Raw genomic sequence first — 22,780 nt, forward strand, 5'->3', positions numbered from 1 at the left:
CCGGGGATGCCTAGGCCAGTGACAGAAAGAGCTTCTCCAGTTTGCCACTGTCCAGCTGTTCGGAGTCACCGCTGGCCAGGCACTCCTTCAGACTCTCGGCGATTAATCCGAAGCCTGCCCGGTCCAGAGCTTTGCTCACTGCCGCCAGTTGCATGACAACGTTCTCGCAGTCCTGTTCCTCCTCCAGCATGCGGATCACACCGGCCAATTGGCCGTGGGCGCGGCGCAGCCTGTTGATGACTGGGCGTGAACTCTCCGCTGACAACTTCATGGCACTCCTCGTGGCTGGTGGGTCTCCTTGGTACAGAATACCCCCCAGGGTATGTAGGATGTTAACAAGTCAATACCCCTGGGGGTATGTAACGTTGAGGAGCAAACCATGTGCCGAGCAACAAGCTGCAAGACCTGTCAGAAGACCACCTGGGCCGGTTGCGGCAACCACGTGGACGACGTCATGCGCCATGTCCCCGCCGCGGAGCGCTGCCGCTGTGAGCCGGACGCACCAAAGGAGCCCGTAACGGGTGGCTGGTTCAGCCGCTTGTTTGCCAAGAAGTAGGTCCTGCTCACAGGTGCAGGCGGTAAAAGCGGAACACCGAGAAGTCCTCGATGGCCAGCCTTTCCACGTGTGAGTATCCGGCTTCGGCCGCGTAGCCCTCAAGGGTTGTCTGGCGCATGGGCGTCCCGGTACCCACGGAACCGGGCGTGGAAAGGCTGTCCGGCAGGCATACCAGCAGGCTGTAGCCATACATGAGCCGCTCCAGTTCATCTCCTGCCGGGGCAAACATGTCCGCAACAGCTTCATCCATAACCACCACCACGCCGTCGGGCTTGACGATGTTGCGGATGGCGGACAGGACAGTGACCGGGAACGGCATGTCGTGCAGGGCCTCGAAAATGAACACGGCGTCGCAGCTACCTGGGGCGGCCAACGTGCCGGCATCGGCCAGCGCAAAGCTGACCCGTCCGGAGGCGCCGTGATGCGCCGCGTTCTCCCTGGCCCGGCGGATGGAGGGCTCGTCAATGTCCACACCCACCACCTCGGCACCCGGGTAGGCCTTGGCGAGAGCCAGCGTGGACCAGCCGAAACCTGCGCCCACATCCATGATCCGTGCACCGGGCCTGGCGAGGATGGCATGTAGCTCCGCCGAGCCTGCCAGCGCTGCAGCGAGCCGCTGATCGAACCATGGCTTGTTGAGTTCGGCCTGCGATTCCCGGGCTTCGTCCCCCAGCTCGGACCAGACAACTCCCCCGCCTGCCCTGTACGCCTGCAGCAAATCGGGGAAGTGCCCCACAGCCGCCACCAGCATTCTGGCCATGGGCGCCATGTACTCCAGGGAATCCGCATCCACCAGCACGGCGGCGGCTCCCGGTGGCAGGGTAAACCGGTACCTGGGCCCACTCAGCGGCTCGGCAGCCAACACGGCTGTGAGCAGGCCAGCCACAGCCTGCTGTTCCAGCCACTCCTTCGCGTAGCGGGCCTGGGTGTTGCTGACGTGGGCCAGTTCATCCGGGGTGAGCCCCACACCGCCGGCATCGGCGAGTGCGCGGTACCAGCCCAGCCGCTCACCCAAGGCAATGCTCGCCAGCTCGGCAAACCCCAGGGCCGCAGCCACTATCCGGTCCCCGTAGGCGGACGTGCCAGCTTCCTCTTCACGGGCTTCACTCATGGACCCATTCTCCTCCGCTTGCCATCATCGCGGAACAGGCCCGCGCACCCCAATTGGCCAGCGGCGGCAGGTAACTCCGCCCCTGGTAGGAGGAAACGGCGTCGACCATCTTGCCGATATCCACCCAGGCTCCGATCCGCCCGCCTAGGGCACGCTCATAGGCTGAAACCATGACGATCATTACTGAGAATTCCCAGCGCACCATGGCGGTTCAGGCCCGCGGTTTGCGCAAGACGTACGGCAAGGGTGACACCGAGGTGAGCGCCCTGAAGGGTGTTGACCTGGACTTCCCAGCCGGGCAGTTCACGGCCATCATGGGCCCCTCCGGCTCTGGCAAATCCACCCTCATGCACTGCCTGGCCGGGCTGGATTCGGTCAACGCCGGCACCATCCACCTGGGCGACACGGAGCTGACGGCCCTGAACGACAAGGCCCTGACACAGTTGCGCCGTGACAGGATCGGGTTCGTGTTCCAGGCCTTCAACCTGGTCCCCACCCTCACCGCCGAGGCCAACATCACCTTGCCCGTGGCCCTGGCCGGCGGCACCGTGGATGCGGAGTGGTTCTCCTTCATCACCACCACGCTGGGCCTTGTTGACCGCCTGGCGCACAAGCCGCACGAGCTCTCCGGCGGCCAGCAGCAGCGCGTCGCCGTGGCCCGTGCCCTGCTGACTCGCCCCGACGTCATCTTCGGCGACGAGCCCACGGGCAACCTGGACTCCCGCTCCGGCGCCGAGGTGCTGGGCATGCTGCGCCGTTCCTCGCGCGAGATGGGCCAGAGCATCATCATGGTCACCCACGACCCCGTGGCTGCCTCCTATGCCGACCGCGTGGTGTTGATGAACGACGGCGAACTGGTGGGCCAGCTGGATAACCCCACCGCCGAATCGGTGCTGGCTTCGCTGGCCTCCCTGGGGGCGTAGGCCATGCTGCAGGTATCCCTGAGCCAGCTCAAGACCCACTCCAGGCGCTTCATAGCCATCACCTTGGCGGTGCTGCTCGCCGTCGCCTTCCTCTCAGCCACCCTGATGGTCAACGCCTCAGCCAAGGCCTCCCTGAAGTCCAGCATTGGCGAGGGGTACGCCTCCGCCGACCTGGTCATTTCCCCACCGGGCAGTGACCCGCTGACCCAGGCTGCCGCGGACAAGGTTGCCGCCGCATCGGCGGTGGCCGATTCCTACGCCCTGCGGACCCTCTCCTTGGAGGCCAAACTGGGCTCCTCATCCATCGGGGCCACCTTGCGCAACATCTCCGGCGCCCCGTCCCTGGAGCCGGCAAAGCTCTCCTCCGGCGCATGGCCGGCCAACGCGCAACAGGTGACGGTTGATCAAACTACAGCCGATCGCAACAATCTCAGCGTTGGCAGCAAGGTCACCTTCGCCATCCCGGACAACTCCTCCCCCGAGGGGCCACTTGCACAGAAGACACTGGACGCCACAATCTCCGGTATCACCGCAAGCTCCAACGACCCCCTGCAGTCCGGCCTCGCCCAATTCGCCGGGACGCTTGCAGCCCTGAGGAGTCTCAACACCGAGCAGGGCATCAGTGTGATCACGGCGAACCTGAAACCAGGGGTGTCCGTCGCGGATGCCAAAACCCAGCTGGCTGCGTTGCTGGAACTGCCCGCTGCCTCCATCCTGACGGCCGACGAGCAGACCACCGCCCAGGTGGCCTCGTTCACGGGCGGCCAGGACGAACTGACAGTGGTGTTGCTGGCCTTCGCAGCCGTTGCCCTGCTGGTTGCCGCCCTGGTAGTGGCCAACACCTTCTCCGTACTGGTGGCTCAACGGACCCGTGAACTGGCGCTACTGCGCTGTGTAGGCGCAAGCAGGCACCAGATCCGCAGTTCCGTCATGCTTGAGGCGCTCATTGTTGGTTTTGTGGCGTCCGTGCTGGGTGTCCTGGCCGCCACCGGCACCATGGCGCTGGTTTTGACCCTGCTGAGCCAAAATCCCGACTTTACCTTTGCCACCTTGGCGGTGCCGCCATCGGCCATTGTTGCGGGCCTGCTGGTTGGCACCCTGCTCACAGTGGTTGCGGCGCTGGTGCCGGCCCGGGCGGCGACGGCGGTGGCACCCCTGGCCGCGCTGCGGCCCGCCGAGGACGCCTCCGTGCACAACAGCGGTGGACGGATCCGCCTGACCATCGGCGTTGTCCTGATCCTGCTGGGCGGCATAGGCCTAGTGGTGGGCGGCTTGACGTCGCAGCTGATGCTGGCCCTGCCCGCCGGGGCTGCCTCCTTTGTGGGTTTCCTGCTCGCCGCAAGCCTGTTTGTGCCGAAGCTGGTGTCCGTGGCCGGCAAGCTGGCAGCCCCTGCCGGGGTGCCTGGCAAAATGGCCGCAGCCAACGCTGTGCGCAATCCGCGCCGGACCACCGCGACGGCCTCAGCCCTCCTCATTGGCGTCACCTTGGTCACCATGATGATGACCGGCGCGGCCACGGCCCGGACGGCGTTCGAGAGCTCACTCGATGGCCGCTACCCGGTGGACATCGCCGCCCAGGCCTACCCCGACGGCCCGGACCAGCAGCCCATCACCGGCGCGGACCTTGCCGCCGTACGCGGTGTGCCCGGGGTCAAGTCGGTTGCTGCACTGAAATTAGTGGGCACCGTGAAGGTTGGCGACGTTGAGATGCCGGCCTACGGAATCAGCGACGCCGACGCCTCCGTACTGTTGCAGAACCCCGCCAACCGGCCCTCGGGAACCACCGTCATCATGCCCGAAGGTATCAAGGGCAGCTCCGGGACGTTGCAGGCCGGCACCAACAGCACCAACGTGGCCATCGCCGCCGCCACCACAGAGAACTTCGGGGCGTTGGCCTCCCTGGATTCCTTTGCACCGCTGACTGCAAGTGATCCGGTGGTGCAAGGCAATCCAGCCATGGTCTGGATAGCTGCTGAGCCCGGGCTGAAAGCCGCCGAACTGATGACCATGCGGACCGAGATCGCCACGGCCCTGCACCTTCAGGAGCACCAGGTCTCCGGCGCCGTCCTGGAAAAGGCCATGTTTGGCCAGGTCATCGACATGCTGCTGCTGGTGGTCACCGGGCTGCTTGCCGTGGCGGTGTTCATCGCGTTGATCGGTGTGGCCAACACGCTTTCCCTGTCAGTGCTGGAGCGGACCCGCGAGAACTCCCTGCTGCGGGCCCTGGGCCTGACGCGTGGACAGCTGCGCGGCATGCTGGCCCTGGAGGCCCTCCTCATTGCCGGGGTTGCGGCCATCATCGGTTCGGTGCTGGGCGCGGTTTACGGCTGGGCCGGTGCACAATCAGCCTTGGGCTCCTTCACCCAGGTCACGGCCGTGATCCCTTGGGGCCAGATCCTGGCGGTGGTGGGCGTTGCCGCCGTCGCCGGGCTGCTAGCCTCGGTGATTCCGGCCCGCCGCGCCGCGAAGCTCTCCCCCGTTGAGGGCCTGGCCATGGACTAGCCCCTCCGGCCAACAATGACCCCGCTCCCGCTTTCTGCTCACGACATCCCGGGAACAGAAATTGCCGCCGCTCCCCCATTTTGCCGCAGCTCTACCTGTGGCATTATGCGGCAGCGGCGGCATTTTCCGCGGCTGGGCCGGAATCCGCCTTGTGGATCACTGGGATTGGTTATCCACAGAAGCGGATTTGCCCCTTTCCTGGGGCCGAACTTGGTGAAACGCTGGATGGCATGAACAATCCGCGCCTGATCCTTCCGTCCGACTTGAGGCTGGTGGGACACGATTCAAGGAAATTGGCCCAGCTCCACAACAAGGGCGAGTTGGTGCGAATTCGCCGCGGCGTCTACGCGAAGACCACCGACTGGAACAACTCGTGCCCGGCGCAGCAGTACGGGCTGCGGGCAGCAGCATTCCAGGCACTGGCCTCCCGGCAACCTGTGCTGTGCCATGCGACGGCTGCACTCCTATGGGGTCTGTGGATTGTGGGAATGCCGGCAAAGCTGCATGTGGTGACCGAGGTGGCCACGAGTGGCCGCAGCAACAACGGCGTGATCCGCCACGTTGGATCGTCGACTCAGGGCGTGGTGCAATGCGGGCAGTTTCTGCTCACCGATAAACTCACCACCACTTTCTCCTTGATCAAGGCGCTCTCCTTTCCCTACGCAGTGGCAGTATGTGACTCCAGCCTGCGGACCCCGGAACCACGCCATGCCGTCAACCAATTCGCGCAGCCCGGAGCAGATTCGCGCCTCCATGAGACATCGTGGCTAGCTGACGGCCCGCAGGGACCTGCCCTCAGCCTGGCGGACCTTCGAGACGCTGCCGGGCAGCTGGCCAGCAAGGCCGCCCGTGAACGCACTTTGGCCGTCATTAATTTCGCCTCGCACCGTTCCGGCTCCGCCGGCGAATCACTCAGCCGGGCCAAAATGCATCAGTTCGGATTCCCCACACCGGAATTGCAACACCCCTTCAAACTTCTCAACGGACACAACGCCGCCGTGGACTTTTGGTTCGATGAGCAAAAAACGGCCGGAGAATTCGACGGTAAGGGCAAGTACCTCCGCAGCGACTGGGGAGATGGCTTGTCCATTCAGGAGCGCGTTCTCAAGGAAAAGCGGCGGGAGGACCAGATTCGGGCACTGGGTGTGAACTTTGTGCGATGGGATTGGGCAGAAATGATGAACCGGGAGCGGTTTATCGGCCTCTTGCGCCAAGCCGGAATCCCGCAGAAATGACCTGGCCGCGCAGAAATGCCGCCGTTCCCGCATTTTGCCACAGGTCTACTGGCGGCAAAATGCGGCAACGGCGGCATTTTCAAGAACGGGTGGCGGTTACGCCTCCACGGGTGCCGGTTCCTCGTACTTGGGGAAGATCGGCGCCGGAGCGGGCAGCACTGTACCGGCCACCAGGGGTGAGGTGAAGGCAGCGAACTGTCGAACGGCGTCGTCCGGGGAAGTCCCCTGCCCCAAAACGTCCAACAGCTTCGCGGCAGCATCCGGCATGACCGGCTGGACCAGGATGGAGACCATGCGCAACACCTCCAGGGTCACGTACAGGACAGTTTCCATGCGGGGCACGTCGGTCTTGCGCAGTACCCACGGGGCCTGGTCGGCGAAGTAGGCGTTGGTGTCGCCTAAAACGTGCCAGATCTTCTCCAGCGAGCCGTGGAAGTCCTGCACCTGGTAGGCCGCGCGGGACTGCTCCAACAGTGCGGCGGCCGCAGCCAGGATCTCCTCGTCCGCCTCGGTGAACGCGCCGGGAGTGGGCACGGTGCCCTCGCAGTTCTTGGCCACCATGGACAGGGAGCGCTGGGCCAGGTTGCCCAGGTTGTTGGCAAGGTCGGAATTCATCCGGCTGACCACGGCGTCGTGGTTGTAGGAGCCATCGGCACCGAAGGGAACCTCCCGCAGCAGGAAGAAGCGCACCTGGTCCAGACCGTACTGGGCAACCCACTCGGCAGGGGCCACCACGTTGCCCAAGGACTTGGACATCTTCACGCCGTTGTTGTTCAGGAAGCCGTGGATCATGACGCGCTTGGGCAACTCAAGGCCGGCGGACATGAGGAAGGCGGGCCAGTAGACCGCGTGGAAGCGGGAGATGTCCTTGCCGATGATGTGCACGTCGGCGGGCCAGAATTTCTGGAACGCTGCGGAGTCCACATCAGGGTAGCCCACAGCTGTGAGGTAGTTGGTGAGCGCATCTACCCACACGTACATGACGTGCTTGTCGTTGCCGGGCACGGGAACACCCCAGTCGAAGGTGGTGCGGCTGACCGAGAGGTCCTCCAGGCCGCCCTTGACGAAGCTGATGACCTCATTGAAGCGGGTGCGCGGGGCGCCGAATTCGGGCTGATCGGCGTACAGTGCCAGCAGCCTGTCCTGGTAGTTGGAGAGGCGGAAGAAGTAGCTTTCCTCTTCCGTCCAGGTCAGCTCGGTGTCGGTGACCTTGGAGTAGCGCTTGCCGTCCTCGCGCAGTTCGGTCTCGTCTTCGCCGTAGTACGCCTCGTCGCGGACGGAGTACCAGCCCTCATACTTGCCCAGGTAGATGTCGCCGGCGTCTTCCATCTTCTTCCAGATGGCCTTCGAGGCGGCATAGTGGTCTGCGTCCGTGGTGCGGATGAAGCGGTCGTAGCTGATGCCGAGGGCCTTGTGGGCTTCCTTGTAGACGGCAACGTTGCGGTCCACCAGCTCCTTGGGGGTGACGCCCTCTTTTTCGGCCGTCTGCGCAATCTTCATGCCGTGCTCATCCGTGCCAGTCAGGAACATGACATCGAAGCCGTCCAGGCGATTGAAGCGTGCCATGGCGTCGGTGGCGATGTACTCGTAGGCGTGCCCAATGTGCGGAACGCCGTTAGGGTACGTGATGGCGGTGGTCAGGTAGTAAGGCGTCTTGGCCGAGTCAGTTGATGTCACCTAACGAATTTACCGTGAACCCGGGCGAAACGCCGATTCGTGACCACCCGCACCCTGTGGCCCCAAAACGAACTGACCCGCAGAAATCGACGAAAATCACGTCAAATCCGTGAATTTTCGTCGATTTCTGCGGGTCAGTTGGAAAAGGGGTCAGTCTTCCAGATCCACTTCGCGGGCCATGGTGGCACCGATTTCGGTCTTGATGGAATCCAAAATCGCCTGCGGGACGGCACTGTCGACGGTCAGCAGGGACAGTGCCTGGCCGCCCTCAGTGTTACGGGCAACCTGCATGCCGGCGATGTTGATGCCGTTCTCGCCCAGGAGACGGCCCAGGGTGCCGATGACGCCGGGGCGGTCCGCGTAGGAGATGACCAGGAGGTGGTCGCTCATGGGGATTTCGAGGTCGTAGCCGTTGACCGAAACGATCTTCTGGATCTGCTTGGGACCTGTCAGGGTGCCGGAAACGGAGATCTGCGAATCGTCGGACAGCGCGCCGCGGATAGTCAGGACGTTGCGGTAGTCGGCTGATTCCAAGGTGGTGATCAAGTGGGTCTTGATGCCGCGCTGCTCGGCCAACACCGGGGCGTTGACGTAGGAAACCTGCTCGGAGACGATGTCCTTGAAGACACCCTTCAACGCGGAGAGCTCCAAAGCCTTGACGTCGAGGGCCGCGATTTCACCGGCAATTTCAACGTCGATCTGGGTGACGGAGGCGTGAGACAAGGCTGTGAAGATGCGTCCCAACTTCTCGATCAGCGGGATACCCGGGCGAACCTCGGCGGCAATGACACCGCCGGCAACGTTCACGGCATCCGGAACCAGCTCGCCGGCCAGGGCCAGACGCACCGATTTGGCCACGGAGACGCCAGCCTTTTCCTGCGCCTCATCGGTGGAGGCACCCAGGTGCGGAGTGGCAATGACGTTGTCCAAGCCGAGGAAGTCCACGTCGGTGGCCGGCTCCTTGACGAACACATCAATGCCAGCACCGGCGATCTCGCCTTCGCGCAGGGCAATGTTCAAGGCGGCTTCATCGATCAAGCCGCCGCGGGCCACGTTGATGACGTAGGCGGTCTTCTTCATCTTTGCAAACGCCGCGGTGCCGATCATGCCCAGCGTTTCCGGCGTGCGCGGCATGTGGATGGTGATGAAGTCCGATTGTTCCAGCAGCTCATCCAGGGACAGCAGCTGGACGCCCAGGCTGGCCGCGCGGGCTGAGGTGACGTAGGGGTCGTAGGCGACGATCTCCATGCCGAAGGCCTTGGCGCGCTCGGTGATGAGGGCGCCAATGCGGCCCAGGCCGATGATGCCAAGCTTCTTTTCCAGCAACTCGGTGCCGGTGTACTTGGAGCGCTTCCACTCGCCGTTCTTCAGCGCGGTGCTGGCGGCGGGAATGTGGCGGGCCAGGGACAGGATGTGGCCAATGGTCAGCTCGGCGGCGGAGACAATGTTCGACGTCGGGGCGTTGACCACCATGACGCCGGCCTGCGTTGCAGCCTTGATGTCCACGTTGTCCAGCCCCACACCGGCACGTGCAATGACCTTCAAGTTCTTGGCTGCGGCAATGGCCTCGGCGTCCACCTGCGTTGCGGAGCGAACCAGGATCGCGTCGACGTCAACAATGGCAGAAAGCAGTTCGGAGCGGTTCGCCCCGTCGGCATGGCGGATCTCAAAATCGGGACCCAGCGCCTCAATGGTGGCGGGCGAAAGTTCCTCAGCGAGGAGTACTACTGGCTTGGTGGCGCTCACCTGGTGACCTCTTTAGCTTTCGTTTAAGTTCTTGTGGGGATTTTGGTGATGGTTTTTAAGTTGCAATTTCAACAAAAAAGCCGGACTCCAGCTTATGGGAGCCCGGCTTCCTTGCCGTAACAATCGGAGACGACGGCGACGCAAGCGACGTGCGTCACATGGGCCCACGCACCCGAGGGACCCTCAGCAGAGACGCGCCAGCGGCTCTCCTGGGGGAGGATGTGGGGCCATGTGGTTCCGCTAGCGGGCTACGGAGCCTTCGGTGTAGTCGTCGCTGTTGCTGATCCAGGAGAACAGTCCACGCAGTTCGCGGCCGGTGGCCTCGATGGGGTGCTCTTCGCCCTTCTTGCGCAGCGCCATGAACTCAACGCCGCCATTGTCCTGGTCGTTGATGAAGCGCGTTGCAAAAGCACCGCTCTGGATGTCGGCCAGCACGGCCTTCATGTTTTCCTTCACCTCGGGGGTGATGACGCGCGGGCCGGAGACGTAGTCGCCGTACTCTGCGGTGTCGGAAACGCTCCAACGCTGCTTGGCAATGCCACCTTCCCACATGAGGTCAACGATGAGCTTGAGCTCGTGCAGCACCTCGAAGTAAGCGATTTCGGGCTTGTAGCCGGCTTCAGTCAGAACTTCAAAGCCGTACTGCACCAGCTGCGAGGTGCCGCCGCAAAGAACAGCCTGCTCGCCGAACAGGTCGGTTTCGGTCTCTTCGGTGAAGGTGGTCTCGATGACGCCTGCACGGGTTCCGCCGATGCCCTTGGCGTAGGACAGGGCCAGCGCCTTGGCACCGCCGGTGAAGTCCTGCTCGATCGCGATCAAGTCGGGGATGCCGCGGCCAGCTTCGAATTCGCGGCGCACGGTGTGGCCCGGAGCCTTGGGGGCAACCAGGGCAACGTCAACGTCGGCCGGCGGGGTGATGTAGCCGAAGCGGATGTTGAAGCCGTGGCCGAAGAACAGGGCGTCGCCGGACTTCAGGTTCGGTGCAATGTCCTCGGCGTAAACGAAGCGCTGGACCTGGTCTGGGGTCAGGATCATGATCAGGTCGGCTTCGGCCGTTGCCTCTGCAACGCTGAGGACGCGCAGGCCCTCTGCCTCGGCCTTGGCGCGGGACTTGGAGCCTTCCTTGAGGCCAACGCGAACGTCAACGCCGGAATCGCGCAGGCTCAGTGCGTGTGCGTGGCCCTGGCTGCCGTAGCCGATAACGGCGACCTTGCGACCCTGGATGATGGAGAGGTCGGCATCGTCGTCGTAGTACATGTCGGTCACTGTGTAACTCCTTGGTAAATGGTGTCTTGCTGATGGTGAAAAGCATAGGGTGGCCCGATGGGCCTGTGCGCTAGGAGGCGCGAAGCGCCCGGTCGCTCATGGAGCGGGAACCGCGCCCGATAGCCAAGGTGCCTGATTGCACGATCTCCCGGATCCCGAAGGGTTCCAGGACATTGAGCAATGCTGCCAGCTTGTCCGCGTAGCCTGTGGCTTCAATGGTCAATGAGTCTGTGGACACATCCACCACCGAGGCCCGGAAGAGATCTGCAGCTTGGGTGACTTGCAGTCTCGTGGCGGCATCCGCACGTACCTTGACCAGGATGTGGTCCCGTTGCACGGAATTCTCTGAAACAAGTTCAACGATCTTGATGACGTTAACTAGTTTATTCAGCTGTTTGGTGACTTGTTCAATCAAGTCACCGTCGGCGTCGACCACCACTGTCATGCGGGAAATCCCGGCAATTTCTGTGGGGCCCACGGCCAGGGAGTTGATGTTGAAGGCGCGGCGGGCAAACATGCTCGCAACGCGTGTCAACACGCCTGGCTTGTCCTCAACCAGTACGGAAAGAGTATGTCGAGTCATTGTCTAGTCCTCCTCGTCCCACACTGGGGTCATGTTCCGGGCTACCTGAATTTGGTCATTGCTAACACCTGAGGGGACCATGGGCCACACCATTGAATCGGGGCTGACCACGAAGTCGATGATGACCGGGCGGTCGTTGATGGCCAGGGCGGCCTCAATCGTTGCGTCCAAGTCTTCAACGCGTTCGCAGCGCAGGCCAACACAGTCGTACGCCTCGGCCAGTTTCACGAAATCCGGGACCCGGATGGTGTCGTGGCCCGTGTTCAGGTCCGTGTTGGAGTAGCGGCTGTTGTAAAACAGCGTCTGCCATTGCCGAACCATGCCCAGGGAGGAGTTGTTGATAATGGCAACCTTGATGGGGATGTTGTTGATACGGCAGGTTGCCAGTTCCTGGTTGGTCATCTGGAAACAACCGTCACCGTCGATGGCCCACACAACACGGTCCGGGTTGCCCACCTTGGCACCCATGGCCGCCGGCACGGAGTAGCCCATGGTGCCGGCACCGCCGGAGTTCAGCCAGGCCCGGGGGCGTTCGTACTTGATGAACTGGGCGGCCCACATCTGGTGCTGGCCAACGCCTGCGGCATAAACAGCCTCGGGTCCGGTCAGGGCACCGATGCGGGAGATGACGCGCTGCGGGGACATCAGCCCGTCCTCGGGTTCCGTCCAGCCCAGCGGGTAGGTGTCGCGCAGATTGCCCAGGAACGCCCACCAGTCACCGAGGTCAGGGGTGCCGGAGGCGTCGAACTCTGCCTTGACGGCGGCCGTGAGGTCCGGGATGATCTCCTTGACGGAGCCAACAATCGGCACATCGGCTGTGCGGTTCTTGGAGATTTCGGCCGGGTCAATGTCCGCGTGGATGACCTTGGCGTGCGGGGCAAAGCTGCTCAGGACACCCGTGACACGGTCGTCAAAGCGTGCGCCGAGGGTGATGAGCAGGTCCGACTGCTGCAGTGCCGTGACGGCCGAGACGGTGCCGTGCATGCCGGGCATGCCAACGTGCTGGGGGTGTGAGTCCGGGAAGACGCCGCGGGCCATCAGCGTGGTGACAACCGGCGCTCCGGTCAGTTCCGCCAGAACTATGAGCTCCGCAGCCGCATTGCCCTTGAGCACGCCGCCGCCAACATAGAGAACAGGCTTTTTGGCTTCGCGGATCAGGCGGGCCGCTTCACGCAACTGCTTGGCATGGCCGCGGAACACGGGGCGGTAGCCGGGCAGGTCAATGACGGGCGGCCAGGAGAAGGTCATTTGCCCTACCTGGGCGTCCTTGGCCACGTCCACCAGGACGGGGCCCGGGCGGCCGGTGGAGGCGAGGTGGAAGGCCTCGGCCAGCACACGGGGAATGTCATTGGGGTTTGTCACCAGGAATGAGTGCTTGGTGATGGGCATGGTGATGCCAACAATGTCCGCTTCCTGGAAGGCATCCGTGCCGATGACGGCACTGGAAACCTGGCCCGTGATGGCCACCATGGGCACCGAGTCCATGTGGGCATCCATGATGGGCGTGACCAGGTTGGTGGCACCGGGACCGGACGTTGCAATGCACACGCCAACTTCACCGGTGACCATGGCGTAACCCTGGGCGGCATGGCCTGCGCCTTGTTCGTGGCGCACCAGGACGTGATTGAGGGAGGAAGCCATGAGCGGGTCATAGGTAGGAAGGATCGCACCACCGGGGAGACCAAAAATGTCCTTGACGCCAAGCTCTTCAAGCGAACGCACAATTGCCTCGGAGCCGGACATCTGAATGGGAGCCACAACGTTGTTGGGACCCACGACGGCGGAGACTGGGCTAACGGTGCCAACGGCACCTGAGACGGGGCTAGCTTGTGTACCGTGTCCGGAGGACTTGGCTGCCATCAGCGCTGGGCTGGCGGGCGTTCCTTTACTCATCGGTTCTTCCTTTGGGGAACTCATGTTTCTTAGGTGGTGCTTCTTGCGTTGCGTGGAAAGACTGGATGGTCACGCAGTGGTACGAGTTGCCGCTGGTAGTGGAAACAAAAAAACCCCTCAGCCCATGAGGCTCTCATCGAGGGGGTATGCACGTGGTGCGACGCTCTCTCATTGGAGCATCGCGGGGCCATGACCATGGGTGCGGTCACTTTGCGTCACGCGCTAAGGTATGACGACTGGGAGCTTTCGTTGCATATGTGTAGTCTCCCGTTTTCAGCTCTTAAGTGTCAAACGAGCCACGCGAGCATCTCACTATTTGGACATAGTGTCCACAGTCTGGTCAAAGCGCGGAATGGCGGGGAAGTTGGGCCGGTGGGAGCAGACCACTCACGCTGCTCCCACCGGGAATTTTCGTGGCGCTAGCCACAATAGGCCCCCGTTGAGGCACTGTTGACCAACTTGGCGTACTTGGCCAGAACGCCCGTGGTGAATTTGGGTGCCAGCGGCTCCCAGCCAACCTTGCGGGCCTGAAGTTCCGGCCCATCCACCAGAAGGTCAAAGCTGCGCGCTGCGATGTCCACGCGAATCGTGTCGCCGTCGCGCACAAAGGCGATGGGGCCGCCGTCGACCGCTTCCGGGGCAACATGGCCAATGCACAGGCCCGTGGTGCCGCCGGAGAAGCGGCCGTCGGTCAGCAGCAGCACATCCTTGCCCAGGCCTGCGCCCTTGATGGCGCCGGTAATGGCGAGCATTTCACGCATGCCGGGGCCACCCTTGGGCCCTTCGTAACGGATCACCACCACATCTCCTGCGTGGATCTGACCCTTGTCCAGGGCATCGAGGGCACCCTGCTCGCGCTCAAAGACGCGGGCGGTGCCCTCAAAGACGTCCAGGTCGAAGCCGGCACTCTTGACCACGGCGCCTTCCGGGGCCATGGATCCGTGCAGGATGGTGATGCCGCCGGTCTTGTGGATGGGGTTGTCCATGGCGCGCAACACCTTGCCGTCGGGATCCGGCGGATTGATGCTGGCCAGGTTCTCGGCCACCGTCTTGCCCGTCACGGTGAGGCAGTCGCCGTGGATGAGTCCGGCGTCGAGCAGTGCCTTCATAATGACGGGCACTCCCCCGATCTTGTCCACGTCAAACATGACGTAGCGGCCAAACGGCTTCAAATCGCCCAGGTGCGGGACCTTGTCCCCGATCCGGTTGAAGTCGGCAAGGGTCAAATCAACGTTGGCCTCGCGGGCGATCGCGAGCAGGTGCAGCACGGCGTTGGTGGAACCGCCGAAGGCCATGGTGACGGCGATGGCGTTCTCGAAGGCCTTCTTGGTCATGATGTCCCGGGCCCGGATCCCCTTTTCGAGCAGCTTCACCACGGCCATGCCGGACTGGCGGGCGAACAGGTCACGACGGCGGTCGGCGCTGGGTGGGGCGGCCGAACCGGGCAGGGACATGCCCAGGGCCTCGCCGATGCACGCCATGGTGTTGGCGGTGTACATGCCCCCGCATGCGCCTTCCCCCGGGCAGATGGCGCGCTCAATCGAGTCCAGGTCCTTCAGGCTCATCTTGCCGGCGGCGCAGGCGCCCACGGCCTCGAAGGCGTCAATCAGCGTGACCTCCTTCTCCGTGCCATCCTCCAACTTGGCAAAGCCGGGCATGATGGAGCCGGCATAGAGGAACACGCTGGCAAGGTTCAGCCGGGCGGCCGCCATGAGCATGCCGGGCAGGGACTTGTCACAGCCGGCCAGCAGCACCGAGCCGTCAAGGCGCTCGGCCATCATGACGGTCTCCACGGAGTCGGCAATCACCTCACGGGAGACCAGCGAGAAGTGCATGCCCTCGTGGCCCATGGAAATGCCGTCGGAAACCGAGATGGTGCCAAACTGCATGGGGAAGCCGTCGGCGGCAAACACACCCTCCTTGGCGCCCTGGGCCAAACGGTTCAGGGAGAGGTTGCACGGGGTGATCTCATTCCACGAACTCGCCACACCAATCTGCGGTTTCCTGAAATCGTCATCCCCCATGCCCACGGCACGGAACATGCCACGCGAAGGTGAAGCATGGATGCCGTCGGTGACAACCCGGCTGCGGGGCTTGATGTCCGGGCGCCCGTCCGCTGTCCGGACCACGTCGTCTGCTGGCTGGGATGTTTTGCTCTCGGGACTCATGGGGGCAGTCTATGACCTGCGGGGTGACCCAAGCCATAGCTTCGCGGCTCGATTCTTGCCCGCTCCCTCGAGCCCTCCCCGGCCAGCAATGCACAAACACCTCCGTTTTGCCTGACCATGAGCGGCCAAAGGGCGCCCCGCCGGAGCGATTGCTGGCATTCTGCCCGCTGGAACAAAGAGTTTTTCAGGGAATTTTCGTGGCAAAAACCTCTGGATTCCGCGGTTTCTGCACCTTAAAAATGTGATCTGCGCCGCAAATGGCGTTTTCGATTTCACACTCGTCAAAATATCCCGTATAGTTTCATGTCGTTGCGAGGAACACAACGGACACAAACCGAAGAGTTCCCACCGCAGCGAAGAGATGCACCTCTAGCTCAATTGGCAGAGCAATTGACTCTTAATCAATGGGTTTCCGGTTCAAGTCCGGAGGGGTGCACCAAGAAGAACCGCTCCAACACTGGTAACAAGCAGTGTTGGAGCGGTTTTTTATTGCCCAGATTTTGTTGCGGCAAACCTGGCCAGCTAGCGGCCAATGCCCCGGCGGCGGATCAGCAGCAACGCCACGAGCCCAATCACGGCCACACCCACCAGTGCCAGGAACGGCATGGTTGACGGGGAGGAAACCGCCCCTGCCGGCGTGACCGCGGAGACGCCCGAGTACAGCACCATGGTGCCGTCGGCCACCTTTCCATTGCCATCGGCCAAGGTTGCGGCCCCGTCAGCCAGTTGCGTGGTGCCCGCCGACAATTCCGAAGCGCCGGCGGCCAGTGTGGCGTTGCCTTCAGCAAGCTTGGCGCTGCCGTCCGCCAGCGTTGCCGATCCATCGGAGAGCGCCTTGCTGCCGAACAGCAAACCGGAACCGGCAGTGCCGGGATTTCCATTGACGCCCTCATTGAGCTTTTCCGTTCCGGCCAACAGTTTGGCAGCACCCAGTCCCAGGTGTTCGGTGGCGTACAGCAGTCCGGGGCGGTCAGGATCTCCGGGCACCCCGTTCATACCTGTCACCAGCTTCTGGGTCCCCTCAGCCAGCTTGCTGGACCCCGCCGACAGGGACGAACTGCCGGCGGCGAGGGCCTGGACGCCATCTAGCAGCCCCGGCTTGGCCGCCGTGCCGGCGAGCCCGGCAGCGATCTTCGTGGTTCCCTCGGCGAGCTGTGCCGTACCGGCAGAAAGGGCGCCGGATCCTTCGCTCAGTGCCTTGACGCCCTTGAGCAGGCCGGGATTGCTGGGATCGTTCGGATTGCCGTTGACACCGTCGGCGAGCTTTCGCGTTCCGGCATGGAGGGTGGTGGTACCGGCCGCAAGTTGTTGTGTCCCCACAGCCAGTGTTGCGGCTCCGGCAGCGAGTTGCTTGGTGCCCGCCACCAGGCCCGGATATTGGGCGTTTCCGTCAATGCCGTTCAAGCCAACCGCCAGCTGGCCCGTCCCCGCGGCGAGCTTCGCAGAGCCGGCAGCCACTTGTTGGGCACCAAAAACCACTCCCGGGCTGGCCGGGTCCACGCTATTCAGCTTCATGCTCAGGACACCAAACCCGGCCACCAGATTCTGGCTGCCCTGGCTCAGCGAACTGCTGCCTTCCGCCACGTGCCTGCTTCCGTCGGCCAGCCGCTGAAGGTCGGCCAGGAGCTCTCCCACGGGAACGCTGGGATTGGCTTTTGCCAGGTCCAGGATTTTTTGCACACCGGCACTGACGTCCGCGGCTGCCCCTGAGATTTTTGCCGCGCCGACGTCCAGCCGCTTCGCCCCGTCCGCCAGGTTGTGCGGATCGGCACCCGAGGCCGACGGCGTGAGCCCCGCCGCCAGCTGGCTGGCTCCGGCCGCCAGTCCCTGCGTTCCGGCGGACAGCGTTTGCGCTCCCGCGGCGGCAGCAACGGCCCCGTCGCCCAGGCTTTGGGCGCCCTTGGCTGCAACGGCCAGGCCCGCGTTCAACTGTTGGGCACCGGTGTTGATCCCGGCCGAGCCCAGAACCAGCGCGGCGGCGCCGCCCTCCACCGCGTTGACTCCGGGTGCCAGCTGAGACACTCCTGTCGCGATCTTTTCGGCGCCCACGTTCAAGGCGTTGCCGCCGGCCGCCAGGTCCTGCGCACCCTTGTTGGCAGCGAATATACCGGGGGCAAGCTGGTTCGCCACACCGTCGGCGATCGTGGCTGCTCCAACGTTCAGGGCAGCGCTGCCGTTAGCCAGCTGCGTGGCACCATCGGCAGCCGAGAAGACGCCCGGCGCCAGCTTGTTGTGAACGTCCACCGACGTTTTGCCGGCGCCCGAGGCCAACGCCCCGGCGCCTTCATTGGCAGCGAGGATTCCCGGGGCCAGTTGGCTTTGGACACCGCTATGGAGCGCTGCGGCCCCGGCGGAAAGCGTGCTGGCACCGGCGCTGGCGGCCCCGGCGCCCTTGGCTGCCGCGGCTGCGCCGGCGTCCAGTTTCAGGGCACCGTCATTGACGTCACCGGCACCATTTTTGAGCTTCTCGGCACCTGCTGATGTGAGCTTGGTTCCGTCGTGGAGCTGTGACGCGCCGGCGGCAATCCTGGTGGTGGTCAGGACAAAGAACACCACCAGGGCAAGGACCACAACGATCAGCAGGAGGTGGAGGGCATAGTGTTTCTTGACCGATGGATGGCTCGGCGTGCGTGGCGTGCTGGCAGACATGGGCAATTCCTCATCGTGGGGCGGGTGTGATGTAGCTAACATTTCTTTGCTACTGGTGAGTAACATACAGTCATGACCACCGTCCGCGTCAAGGCCTTCCCAACTATCCGGTGAAGGCCCTATAGTTATCTGCCCACACTGACCCATCACCCGGACCCCGGCATTGTCCGCCAGCAGGGCACACCTTCCCGGTACGCTGGCCGATTTAGGCACCAGCGTCACGTCGCCTAGGCTGAAAATAGTGCCCCAAAAAATATTTGGACAGCGATTCCCTGGCGAGCAGGGCGCAACCACAAGGAGTTTTTCCGTGACTGACCGCTTGATCCCTGGCGACACCGCCCCCAGCTTCACCCTGCCCAATGCTGCCGGCGGTACAACGTCCTTGGCGGATTTTTCCGGGCGCCACGTGATCTTGTACTTTTATCCCGCAGCCATGACGCCGGGGTGCGCCAAGCAAGCCTGCGATTTCCGCGACAATTTGGCGTCGCTGCAGGCCGCAGGCTACGCAGTGGTGGGCATCTCCCCGGATCCCGTGGAAAAGCTGGCCCGCTTTGCGGAAAAGGAAGGCCTCACCTTTGAACTCCTGAGCGATGTGGACCACGCGGTGGCGGAGGCCTACGCGGCCTGGGGTGAGAAGAAGAACTATGGCAAGACCTACCAGGGCCTGATCCGTTCAACCATTGTCATTGATGCCGACGGAAAAGTGGCGGTGGCCCAATACAACGTCCGGGCAACAGGCCATGTTGCCAAACTTCGCAGGGACCTGGGACTCTCCGTAGCCGCGTAGGACCGCTCCCCCAACCCGCGAGCCCATGCAAAAGGCCCCGCCGATTTTCATCGGCGGGGCCTTTGTGTTGGTGCGCAAGAGGGGACTTGAACCCCTACGCCCGAAGGCACAGGTACCTAAAACCTGCGTGTCTACCAATTCCACCACTCGCGCGGGTGCATTGAAGCATGAACAATACTACCGGCTCCGTGCGGGTGCTCCCGACCACCGCGCCCGCACCTCCGAGGAACCGTCCAGTAACTCACACTATGATGAGTGGCTGATGGATTAATCGTGCTGCAAGGAGAACTCAAACGTGCCAAGCCCTGCCGGCCCCCAGCACAAGGACACAGTAGTGAAGGTTCCCTGGCGCACAAGCCCGGGCCACACGCCGGTTCAGCGCACACGTCCACGGCGAGCGCCGGCGCGAGGCACTGTGGCCATGGCCGCCGTCGTCCTGCTTTCCCTATCCGCCTGCACGGCGGCGCCTGCACCCACACCCTCAGCCACGGCATCGGCCACGGCCACCGCGGCACCAACAACAACGTTTAATTTTGGTGTTGGCTCGGATCCCTTGGGTTTTGACCCGGCGCTTGTGGAGGATACGGAATCGTACCGGGTGACGCGGCAGGTCCTTGAGGGTTTGCTGACCATTGATCCCGTGACCGGCGCCCCGGCCCCCAGCCTGGCCACCAGCTGGGCCGAGCTCAATGACGGCTTGGCCTATTCCTTTGAGCTGCGCCCGGATGTCACGTTCCACGACGGCACGGCCTTCGACGCGCAGGCGGTGTGCACCAACTTTGAGCGCTGGTACGCCATGCCGCCGGCAACCCGCGGTGACGGCTCCGCCTCCATGTTCAAGCAGGTTTTCCGCGGCTTCAAGGACGACGCTGCGAACTCCCTGTACAAGGGCTGCACAGTGGACGGGCCCTTGAAGGTGACCCTGGGCCTGAACATTCGCTTGACCGGCTTCCTGCAGGCAATGACCCTGCCGGCCTTTGCCATCTCCTCCCCCACAGCTCTGGCGAAGGGTACGGCGGATGTTTTGGATCAGACGTTTGCCGGCAACGTGGTGTCCCGGTACGCATTGCACCCCGTGGGCACCGGACCGTTCACCTTCACCCGGGCCGGCGCTGGCGCCGTGACCATGAACGCCCATTCCGGGTACTGGGGCGAGAAGGGCCACATCGCCACACTAAATTTCAAGACCTTCGACCAGCCGGCCACCCGCCTGGCCGCCCTGGAGGATGGCTCACTGGATGGCTTTGACCCGGTGACGCCCAGCAATTTCGACAAACTCATCAAGAGCGGCAAACAGGTCCTGCAGCGCGACCCCTTCTCCGTCATGTACCTGGGAATCAACCAGAAGGTTCCCGTCCTGGCCGATCAAAAGGTGCGTGAGGCCATTGCCGCGGCGATCGACAAGCAAACCCTTGTCAACAACTACTTCATTGCCGGCACGGCCATCACTGCCCAGTTCATCCCGCCCAAGCTGAGCGGCTTCAACAACAAGGTTCCCGGGATCCTCTACGATCCGGCCAAGGCCAAGGCACTGCTGGCCGAGTCCTCGTACACGGGCCAGGAGCTGAAGTTCTATTACCCCACAAATTCGGCCAGAACCTACCTGCCCTCCCCGGAAAAGGTGTACGCCAACATTGCCACCGAACTGACTGCGGTTGGCTTCAACATCAAACCCGTTCCCGTGCCGTGGAGCGAGGGCTACGTGGCTGCCGTGACCCAGGACGGCGACCACGCACTGAGCCTGTTGGGTTGGAACGGCAGCTACTCGGATCCGGACAACTTTGTGGGCCCCCTTTTCGGTTCTCCCGGTGCGGAACTTGGCCTGGATGATCCCCAGCTGGTCTCCAAAATCACCCGCGCACGCAGCATGCCCAACGGGCCCGACCGCGTTGCCGCGTACGAATCCATCAGCAAGCAGCTCGCCGCAACAGTCCCCGCCGTGCCGATCGCGTTCCCCATCTCCGCCATTGCGCTCTCGGACAAAGTGATCTCCTACCCGCTCAGCCCGGTCCTGAATGAGGTCTTCAACCATGTGGTGCTGGCGCCCACAACAGGCTGATTCCGAACGGGCACCGGCAAGCCCCATTGTGTGGATTTACGCATGGCGCACGTACCGCGATACGCTTCTACCGCTAGGAAGAGCCTCTACCGGAGTTGACTGTGACCTTCATTTCGAACACCAAAGACGCTGACGTTGTCCTCATCGGAGGCGGCATCATGAGCGCCACGCTGGGCACCATGCTCAAGCAACTCGAACCAAACTGGAAGATTGTGCTGTTTGAACAGCTCGATACTCCGGGATTGGAATCATCAAGCCCGTGGAACAACGCCGGCACCGGCCACTCCGCGCTCTGTGAGCTTAACTACTCCCCGGCGGCCGCCGACGGTTCGGTGAACCCGGCCAAGGCCATCAACATCAACGAGCAGTTCCAGCTCTCACGCCAGTTCTGGGCGCACCTGGTGGACCAGTCGCTGATCGGCTCCCCCAAGGGGTTCATCAACACGGTTCCACACATGAGCTTCGTCATCGGCGAGGCGCACAGGAAGTTCCTCAAGGCCCGGCACGAGGCTCTGTCGCCCAACCCCGTTTTTGCTTCCATGGAGTACAGCGAAGACCCCGCAACCATCGCCCAGTGGGCTCCCCTGGTCATGAAGGGCCGCAACCCGGCCGAAAAGGTGTCAGCCACCCGTGCCGCCGAAGGCACCGACGTGGACTTTGGCGCCTTGACCCGTGAGCTGATCGGCTACATGGACACCAACGGCGTCGAAGTGAACTACGGCACCACAGTCACAGACCTTTCACGCACCACCGACGGCGGCTGGGATGTAGCCCTCAAGCACCCCGCCTCCGGTGAGCACGGCAAGGTCAAGGCCAAGTTTGTCTTCATCGGCTCAGGTGGCGGCGCCCTGCACCTGCTCCAGCGCTCGGGCATCCCCGAGGGCAAGGGCTTTGGCGGATTCCCGGTTTCGGGCCAGTTCTTCCGTTGCACCGACCAGACGATTGCCGCCAAACACAGCGCCAAGGTGTACGGCCAGGCTTCGGTGGGCGCGCCCCCCATGTCCGTGCCGCACCTGGACACCCGCTACGTTGACGGCCAGCGCTCACTGCTGTTCGGCCCGTACGGCGGCTTCTCCACCAAGTACCTCAAGACCGGCAGCTACATGGACCTCCCCGGCTCCATCCGCCCCAACAACATCATCCCCATGTTGGCTGTTGGCAAGGACAACCTTGACCTGGTCAAGTACCTGGTGGGCGAGGTGACCAAGTCCCGCGGCGGCAAGGTTACTGCCCTCCACGAGTACTTCCCCGAAGCCGAGGGCAAGGACTGGGAGCTCATCACGGCCGGCCAGCGCGTGCAGATCATCAAGAAGGATGCCAAGAAGGGCGGCGTGCTGCAGTTCGGCACCGAGGTCATCACGGCGGCCGACGGAACCATCTCGGCCCTGTTGGGCGCCTCCCCGGGCGCCTCAACGGCCGTGCCCATTATGCTTGAGCTGTTGCAGCGTTGTTTCCCACGCAAGTTCAAGCTGGAATGGCAGGATTCCTTGCGTGGCATGATGCCCACTTACGGCACCAAACTCAACGATGACGCGGATCTTTTTGAAAAGAGCCTGGCCGCCACGGCAGCTTCTTTGCAGTTGAAGACGGAAAAAGCCTAAAGTTCCCTCGCAGTGCCGGGTGGA

Annotated in this window: 17 protein-coding genes and 2 tRNA genes; 8 read left to right on the top strand and 11 right to left on the bottom strand. The window is 63.2% G+C overall.

The window, feature by feature from the left end; genetic code table 11:
- Positions 1-10: 10 nt before the first annotated feature.
- The gene (locus tag ACX80Q_RS08065) at positions 11-271 is read right to left on the bottom strand and encodes a metal-sensitive transcriptional regulator (protein WP_459330011.1); all 261 of its coding nucleotides are present in this window, start codon (positions 269-271) and stop codon (positions 11-13) included.
- A gap of 108 nt (positions 272-379) precedes the next feature.
- On the opposite strand from ACX80Q_RS08065, the gene ACX80Q_RS08070 reads away from it, so the two are divergent.
- Positions 380-556: a hypothetical protein gene (locus tag ACX80Q_RS08070; protein WP_459330012.1), complete on the top strand. Its 177-nt coding sequence runs from the start codon at positions 380-382 to the stop codon at positions 554-556.
- Between the two features lie 7 nt (positions 557-563).
- Here the strand turns inward: ACX80Q_RS08070 and ACX80Q_RS08075 are convergent, their stop codons facing one another.
- Positions 564-1,667 (bottom strand): class I SAM-dependent methyltransferase, encoded by a 1,104-nt coding sequence (locus ACX80Q_RS08075; protein ID WP_459330013.1) that lies wholly within the window; start codon positions 1,665-1,667, stop codon positions 564-566.
- A complete protein-coding gene (locus ACX80Q_RS08080; RefSeq protein WP_459330014.1) occupies positions 1,660-1,839 on the bottom strand; it encodes a hypothetical protein in 180 nt (59 codons plus the stop codon). Before ACX80Q_RS08080 ends, ACX80Q_RS08075 begins: the two co-directional genes overlap by 8 nt.
- Between ACX80Q_RS08080 and ACX80Q_RS08085 the strand changes: the two genes are divergently transcribed.
- The 3 genes from ACX80Q_RS08085 (at position 1,838) to ACX80Q_RS08095 (ending at position 6,327) form a co-directional block, all read left to right on the top strand.
- Positions 1,838-2,590 (top strand): ABC transporter ATP-binding protein, encoded by a 753-nt coding sequence (locus ACX80Q_RS08085; protein WP_459330015.1) that lies wholly within the window; start codon positions 1,838-1,840, stop codon positions 2,588-2,590. The genes ACX80Q_RS08080 and ACX80Q_RS08085 overlap by 2 nt on opposite strands.
- A 3-nt stretch (positions 2,591-2,593) precedes the next feature.
- Positions 2,594-5,092, top strand: coding sequence for an FtsX-like permease family protein (locus ACX80Q_RS08090; RefSeq protein WP_459330016.1), 2,499 nt, complete (start codon positions 2,594-2,596; stop codon positions 5,090-5,092).
- A 230-nt stretch (positions 5,093-5,322) separates the two neighbouring features.
- Positions 5,323-6,327, top strand: a complete 1,005-nt coding sequence (locus ACX80Q_RS08095) for a hypothetical protein (RefSeq protein WP_459330017.1) — start codon at positions 5,323-5,325, stop codon at positions 6,325-6,327.
- 96 nt (positions 6,328-6,423) lie between these two features.
- On the opposite strand, the gene metG is transcribed toward ACX80Q_RS08095, so the two are convergent.
- The 6 genes from metG to ilvD form a co-directional block, all read right to left on the bottom strand.
- Entirely contained in the window at positions 6,424-8,004 is a 1,581-nt protein-coding gene (gene metG / locus ACX80Q_RS08100) for a methionine--tRNA ligase (RefSeq protein ID WP_459330018.1), read from the bottom strand.
- A gap of 150 nt (positions 8,005-8,154) precedes the next feature.
- Complete coding sequence (gene serA / locus ACX80Q_RS08105) at positions 8,155-9,750, bottom strand: phosphoglycerate dehydrogenase (protein WP_459330019.1); 1,596 nt, start codon at positions 9,748-9,750, stop codon at positions 8,155-8,157.
- Between the two features lie 240 nt (positions 9,751-9,990).
- A complete protein-coding gene (ilvC, locus tag ACX80Q_RS08110; RefSeq protein WP_459330020.1) occupies positions 9,991-11,016 on the bottom strand; it encodes a ketol-acid reductoisomerase in 1,026 nt (341 codons plus the stop codon).
- Between the two features lie 70 nt (positions 11,017-11,086).
- Positions 11,087-11,599, bottom strand: a complete 513-nt coding sequence (ilvN, locus tag ACX80Q_RS08115) for an acetolactate synthase small subunit (protein ID WP_103464485.1) — start codon at positions 11,597-11,599, stop codon at positions 11,087-11,089.
- Positions 11,600-11,602: 3 nt separating this feature from the next.
- Positions 11,603-13,492 carry an acetolactate synthase large subunit gene (locus tag ACX80Q_RS08120; RefSeq protein ID WP_459330021.1) on the bottom strand — a complete coding sequence of 630 codons (1,890 nt, stop codon included), beginning with the start codon at positions 13,490-13,492 and terminating at the stop codon, positions 11,603-11,605.
- Positions 13,493-13,911: 419 nt separating this feature from the next.
- Positions 13,912-15,660 carry a dihydroxy-acid dehydratase gene (gene ilvD, locus ACX80Q_RS08125; protein WP_459330022.1) on the bottom strand — a complete coding sequence of 583 codons (1,749 nt, stop codon included), beginning with the start codon at positions 15,658-15,660 and terminating at the stop codon, positions 13,912-13,914.
- Positions 15,661-16,023: 363 nt separating this feature from the next.
- Here ilvD and ACX80Q_RS08130 point away from each other — a divergent pair.
- A tRNA-Lys gene (locus tag ACX80Q_RS08130) sits at positions 16,024-16,099 on the top strand.
- An 83-nt stretch (positions 16,100-16,182) separates the two neighbouring features.
- Here ACX80Q_RS08130 and ACX80Q_RS08135 read toward each other — a convergent pair.
- Positions 16,183-18,309 carry a hypothetical protein gene (locus ACX80Q_RS08135; RefSeq protein ID WP_459330023.1) on the bottom strand — a complete coding sequence of 709 codons (2,127 nt, stop codon included), beginning with the start codon at positions 18,307-18,309 and terminating at the stop codon, positions 16,183-16,185.
- Positions 18,310-18,616: 307 nt separating this feature from the next.
- On the opposite strand from ACX80Q_RS08135, the gene bcp reads away from it, so the two are divergent.
- Positions 18,617-19,096, top strand: a complete 480-nt coding sequence (gene bcp, locus ACX80Q_RS08140) for a thioredoxin-dependent thiol peroxidase (protein WP_459330024.1) — start codon at positions 18,617-18,619, stop codon at positions 19,094-19,096.
- A 68-nt stretch (positions 19,097-19,164) separates the two neighbouring features.
- Here the strand turns inward: bcp and ACX80Q_RS08145 are convergent.
- A tRNA-Leu gene (locus ACX80Q_RS08145) sits at positions 19,165-19,249 on the bottom strand.
- A 142-nt stretch (positions 19,250-19,391) separates the two neighbouring features.
- Between ACX80Q_RS08145 and ACX80Q_RS08150 the strand changes: the two genes are divergently transcribed.
- Both ACX80Q_RS08150 and ACX80Q_RS08155 read left to right on the top strand, forming a co-directional pair.
- Positions 19,392-21,155 carry an ABC transporter substrate-binding protein gene (locus ACX80Q_RS08150; RefSeq protein WP_459330025.1) on the top strand — a complete coding sequence of 588 codons (1,764 nt, stop codon included), beginning with the start codon at positions 19,392-19,394 and terminating at the stop codon, positions 21,153-21,155.
- 101 nt (positions 21,156-21,256) lie between these two features.
- On the top strand, positions 21,257-22,756 hold the full coding sequence (locus ACX80Q_RS08155; protein WP_459330026.1) for a malate:quinone oxidoreductase: 1,500 nt from the start codon (positions 21,257-21,259) through the stop codon (positions 22,754-22,756).
- Positions 22,757-22,780 lie beyond the last annotated feature (24 nt).

The sequence above is a fragment of the Arthrobacter sp. HLT1-20 genome (genome assembly GCF_054510895.1).

What these genes read in the sequence shown, in the direction of transcription:
- ilvN (WP_103464485.1), bottom strand. Translation starts at nt 11,599, where the DNA reads ATGACTCGACATACTCTTTCCGTACTGGTTGAGGACAAGCCAGGCGTG.
- ACX80Q_RS08090 (WP_459330016.1), top strand. Translation starts at nt 2,594, where the DNA reads ATGCTGCAGGTATCCCTGAGCCAGCTCAAGACCCACTCCAGGCGCTTC.
- ACX80Q_RS08075 (WP_459330013.1), bottom strand. Translation starts at nt 1,667, where the DNA reads ATGAGTGAAGCCCGTGAAGAGGAAGCTGGCACGTCCGCCTACGGGGAC.
- ACX80Q_RS08070 (WP_459330012.1), top strand. Translation starts at nt 380, where the DNA reads ATGTGCCGAGCAACAAGCTGCAAGACCTGTCAGAAGACCACCTGGGCC.
- ACX80Q_RS08065 (WP_459330011.1), bottom strand. Translation starts at nt 271, where the DNA reads ATGAAGTTGTCAGCGGAGAGTTCACGCCCAGTCATCAACAGGCTGCGC.
- ilvD (WP_459330022.1), bottom strand. Translation starts at nt 15,660, where the DNA reads ATGAGTCCCGAGAGCAAAACATCCCAGCCAGCAGACGACGTGGTCCGG.
- ACX80Q_RS08085 (WP_459330015.1), top strand. Translation starts at nt 1,838, where the DNA reads ATGACGATCATTACTGAGAATTCCCAGCGCACCATGGCGGTTCAGGCC.
- ACX80Q_RS08095 (WP_459330017.1), top strand. Translation starts at nt 5,323, where the DNA reads ATGAACAATCCGCGCCTGATCCTTCCGTCCGACTTGAGGCTGGTGGGA.
- ACX80Q_RS08135 (WP_459330023.1), bottom strand. Translation starts at nt 18,309, where the DNA reads ATGTCTGCCAGCACGCCACGCACGCCGAGCCATCCATCGGTCAAGAAA.
- ACX80Q_RS08120 (WP_459330021.1), bottom strand. Translation starts at nt 13,492, where the DNA reads ATGAGTAAAGGAACGCCCGCCAGCCCAGCGCTGATGGCAGCCAAGTCC.
- ACX80Q_RS08080 (WP_459330014.1), bottom strand. Translation starts at nt 1,839, where the DNA reads ATGGTTTCAGCCTATGAGCGTGCCCTAGGCGGGCGGATCGGAGCCTGG.